The sequence below is a fragment of the Corynebacterium sp. HMSC071B10 genome (assembly GCF_001814825.1).
GTDB lineage: Bacteria > Actinomycetota > Actinomycetes > Mycobacteriales > Mycobacteriaceae > Corynebacterium.
Genome location: NZ_KV818019.1, coordinates 1 through 4,068, shown reverse-complemented (window position 1 = coordinate 4,068; position 4,068 = coordinate 1). Strand labels below are relative to the sequence as shown.

Here is a 4,068-nt window from a genome sequence, read left to right as displayed (position 1 = left end):
ACTGAATGAACTGACTTAACGGGAATGTTGGGGGTAAAAGTTTCATCACCCATTGCAGATAAACAAAGGTATGGCTAACCTAATAGATCCACTTGGAAGAAAGGATTGCCTTGTCCCTCACGACAACTAGGGCTCGCGGTTTTAAAACCCCACGCGCCCCTCACCACCGAATGGCCCGCGTAGTCGCCTCAGCCGTCACCGCCACTGCCCTCCTTATGACCGCTGCCTGCAGCACTAACGATGAACAACAGACCGCAGATGACGGAGAAAAGCAACAGATCACCGACATTCTCGGGCGCGAAGTCGAGGTCCCGAAGAACGTCGATCGGGTCCTCATGGGCGGGCAACGGATGCTTTACACGACATCCATCCTCAACAAAGAAAACCCGCTCCAGGGCATCGTTGCCTGGCCAGATGACCTGGAGCAGAACGACCCTGGCACGTACAAGAAGTACGAACAGAAATTCTCAGAGATCGAAGATATTGAGCAAACTGGTGAAGTTTACGACGGCTCGATGTCCGTTGAGCAAGCTTTGAATTCCCGTCCAGATGTCTTCATTGTCTCCGCAAGCAGCTTCGAAGCCGCCCAGGATGCTGGCATCGTAGACGGTCTAGAAAAGGCCGGAATCCCCACGGTTACCGTCGATTACTTTACCGACCCGGTGAAGAACACCGCACCGAGCGTGCGCTTGCTCGGCAAGGTACTCGGCCACGAGAAGGAAGCGGAAGAGTATGCCGAGTTCTATGAGTCCAAGGTGAACATGGTTCAGGAGCGCCTAGAAAAAGCCAAGGCCACCCCCACACCGACCTTCCTCTGGCGAGCTCCCGGCTACTTCGACTGCTGCTCTACCTTCGCTAAGTCCAACCTAGCCCAAATTGTTAACGCAGCGGGTGGCGAAAACGTGGGCGACGATATGATCGACGCCAAGCAGGGGCAAGTCTCTCCCGAGGCGCTAGCTGAAAAAGACCCAGACGTCATCATCGCCACCGGCGCAGACTGGACCGGCGCCAAGCAGCAGCCAAAGAAGAATGGCTTTGTACCCCTGGGCTACGACGAGTCCACCGAACAGGCAGCCAAAGACTTCCAACGCGTTGTTGACGGGCAACCTGTCCTTAAGGAAATGCGGGCGGTCAAGAACAAGCGGGCCTACGCTGCGTGGCATCACTTCTACGACTCCCCATACAACTACCTAGCCATCGAGTGGTTTGCCAAAGCCATGCACCCCGACCTGTTTTCCGATGTCGACCCGCAGGCCGATTTGGAAGAACTACATGAAAAATTCCTCCCTGTGGAGGCTAGCGGCACCTTCTGGACTGGTTTGCCATGAGCCACGGAGCACGAGCGCAATCAATTGCCACCGGAAGCGAGGTGGACGACCAAAACTCTACCCCGCAACGGCAACGCCCCCGGTCAAACTGGTACCGAACAGCTAGCAGGCGAAAGGTAGCGATCATCGCAGGGCTTACGGCCCTGCTATGCGTCACCATTGCCATAGATTTCCTCATCGGCAGCAGTTTGAACGCAAATGAGGCGCTCTACGTGCTCTTTCACCCCAGCGATTCCCGCCCAATTGACTGGCAGATCATCTTTGATATACGTCTGCCTATGACCGTCACAGCGGTGCTCATCGGTGGCACCCTCGCTGCTGCCGGCGCAGAGATGCAAACCATCTTGGATAACCCCTTGGCAGAGCCCTATACGCTGGGCATTTCCGCCGCTGCGAGCTTTGGCGCAGCCTTTGCCACCGTCTCAGGATTCACCGCGGCGGGAATCGGGGCAGCGCTGGGAATGGCGGGCAGTGCTTGGGTCTTCGCCCTCGCGGCCTGTGCGGTGATCGTCCTATTCTCTCGGTCAAAGAGCTCTGGTACCGAGGGAATGATTCTGCTGGGCATAGCCATCGTGTTCCTCTTCGATGCTCTACTAGCGCTAATGCAGTACCTCGCCTCGCAGACCCAATTAGAGCAGGTGGTTTTCTGGACCTTGGGCAGCCTTACGCGCGCTACGTGGCCTCAGATCGGCCTTCTCGCGGTCATCTCACTAATCGGAATTGCTTACTTCTACCGCAATGCGTGGACGCTGACCGCGTTTCGAATGGGCGACGACCGCGCTAGGTCCATGGGTATCAATATCCCAAAGCTGCGCACGTACACGCTGGTGGGAGTCTCCCTTATGGCGGCAACTGCCGTTTCGATGGCCGGGACAATTGGTTTCATCGGACTCGTCGGCCCACATATCGCCAGGATGCTCGTTGGTGAGGACCAACGCTTCTTCCTCACCACGTCCATCATCTCAGGTGCGCTTTTGCTGACCTCAGCCTCAGTGGTATCCAAGCTGATCCAGCCTGGGGCGATTCTGCCTGTCGGCATCATCACCGCGATTGTGGGCGTTCCCGTGTTCGTCGTCCTCATTGTTTTGCGACGCCGCCCCCGAACTGTCTCCTCAACCTAATGATCGCCTCTCCCAGTACTTCCTGCCCCAGAAAGGACCCCCTCGTGGAACAACCGCCCACGGTTCCGCCAGAACCCACACTCCGGGTAGATAACCTGTGCTTTTCCCATGGAGACGAACAGATACTGAATGACGTATGTCTCCCAAAGATCGAAGCTGGAACCGTCACCGCCCTCGTCGGCCCTAATGGCGCTGGTAAGTCGACTTTGCTGCGCTGCATGGCTAACCTATGCCGATTCAGCGGCGACGTCACTGGGCCCGAGGCAGTATATTTGCCACAGGATCCCCCGCCGGAAAGCACCCTTACCGTATTCGAATCGGTACTTCTGGCACTCCAGCATTCCCGGACGGGATTCAGCGGACTACGGGTAGCCACATCCACACAGGACCGAGTCAGCTCGGTCCTCACGCGGCTGGGGCTAGAAGACCTAGAATCCCGAACAATGTCCCAGCTCTCCGGCGGCCAGCGTCAATTAGTAAGCTTCGCCCAGGCCATCGTATGCCGGCCGCAGGCATTACTACTGGACGAGCCAACCAGCGCTCTTGACCTAAGAAATCAGCTCATCCTCATGGAGCATATTCGCGCCTATGCAGCTGAAGCACCCGCGGCGGTCGTGGTTTCGATGCACGATCTTTCACAAGCAGCGCGCTTCGCTCACCGCATTGCGGTACTCCACGCGGGCACTGTATACGCACACGGAGCAGCTAAGGACGTGTTAACCGCAAAAATGTTGCGTGAAGTCTACCGCGTAGATGGAAAAGTCACCCTTACTGATGACGGTTCTGCAGCAATCACCACATCCAGAGCCATATAAGGGGCTTGAAGTGCCCCGAGTTTTGTTCCTAGGCATGTTCCTTGATTTCTATTATTCCCTGTTGCGGGTTCTTCTTCCACAATTCGGTTTCCACCTCGGCTGGGGTTCGATATCCCAGGCTTTGGTGGAGCCTTACCTCGTTCCACCATGACACCCACTCGAACGTCGCGATTTCTACCTCGACAACATCATCCCACCTGCGAGTATGGATCAGCTCATTCTTGTAAGAGCCGTTAACGTTTTCAGCCAGAGCATTGTCATGAGAATCCCCGACAGTTCCGGTGGAAGCGGCAATCCCGTGCTGGGCAAGGCGCTCGTTGTAGACCACGCTGACGTACTGCGAGCCGTGATCCGAATGGTGAATGAGACCTGTTGTTTCCTCAGCACACACGATCGCCTGATTAAGAGCTTGCAGCGGCAACGCTTCGGTGCGCATGGAGTCTGATAACGCCCACCCAACGATCCGTCGAGAGTAAACGTCGGTGACAAACGCGGCGTACACAAAGCCTTTCTTCGTGCGCACATACGTAATGTCAGCCACCCACAGTTTGTTCGGGCCGGGGGCTTTGAACTCACGCTCGACCAAGTCTGGGCGCAGATCCGGCCTGTTGAGGTGTACGGGTTGTGATTGGTGATCTGCCTTTGCCTTTGCCAGAAACACCAGCTAGGCGCATCAGCCGGGCGGTTTGTTCACGACCGATGTCGATTCCGTCACGGTCAAGCGCATGCCACATTGTCCGCACGCCGTAGACACCGTAATTATCCCGATGAACAGCACCAATGCGTTCAATCAGCACAGCGTCA

The 4,068-nt window shown here is 56.4% G+C and carries 5 protein-coding genes; 3 read left to right on the top strand and 2 right to left on the bottom strand.

Annotated features, from left to right (window positions below; genetic code table 11):
• Positions 1-170 precede the first annotated feature (170 nt).
• From HMPREF2990_RS09485 to HMPREF2990_RS09475, 3 genes are read left to right on the top strand one after another with little or no spacing between them, the layout of a single operon-like run.
• Positions 171-1,328, top strand: a complete 1,158-nt coding sequence (locus HMPREF2990_RS09485) for an ABC transporter substrate-binding protein (RefSeq protein WP_049156259.1) — start codon at positions 171-173, stop codon at positions 1,326-1,328.
• Positions 1,325-2,449, top strand: coding sequence for a FecCD family ABC transporter permease (locus tag HMPREF2990_RS09480; protein ID WP_080975109.1), 1,125 nt, complete (start codon positions 1,325-1,327; stop codon positions 2,447-2,449). Before HMPREF2990_RS09485 ends, HMPREF2990_RS09480 begins: the two co-directional genes overlap by 4 nt.
• Positions 2,449-3,264 carry an ABC transporter ATP-binding protein gene (locus HMPREF2990_RS09475; RefSeq protein WP_049156256.1) on the top strand — a complete coding sequence of 272 codons (816 nt, stop codon included), beginning with the start codon at positions 2,449-2,451 and terminating at the stop codon, positions 3,262-3,264. Before HMPREF2990_RS09480 ends, HMPREF2990_RS09475 begins: the two co-directional genes overlap by 1 nt.
• Positions 3,265-3,292: 28 nt before the next feature.
• Here the strand turns inward: HMPREF2990_RS09475 and HMPREF2990_RS12490 are convergent, their stop codons facing one another.
• Both HMPREF2990_RS12490 and HMPREF2990_RS13350 read right to left on the bottom strand, forming a co-directional pair.
• The gene (locus HMPREF2990_RS12490) at positions 3,293-3,925 is read right to left on the bottom strand and encodes an IS3 family transposase (RefSeq protein WP_371575907.1); all 633 of its coding nucleotides are present in this window, start codon (positions 3,923-3,925) and stop codon (positions 3,293-3,295) included.
• The coding region (locus HMPREF2990_RS13350) for an IS3 family transposase (protein ID WP_210399975.1) at positions 3,837-4,068 on the bottom strand (232 nt) is incomplete at its 5' end. The genes HMPREF2990_RS13350 and HMPREF2990_RS12490, both read right to left, overlap by 89 nt.

Coding starts and splice junctions, on each gene's coding strand:
- HMPREF2990_RS09480 (WP_080975109.1), top strand. CDS start 1,325: ATGAGCCACGGAGCACGAGCGCAATCAATTGCCACCGGAAGCGAGGTG.
- HMPREF2990_RS09485 (WP_049156259.1), top strand. CDS start 171: ATGGCCCGCGTAGTCGCCTCAGCCGTCACCGCCACTGCCCTCCTTATG.
- HMPREF2990_RS09475 (WP_049156256.1), top strand. CDS start 2,449: ATGATCGCCTCTCCCAGTACTTCCTGCCCCAGAAAGGACCCCCTCGTG.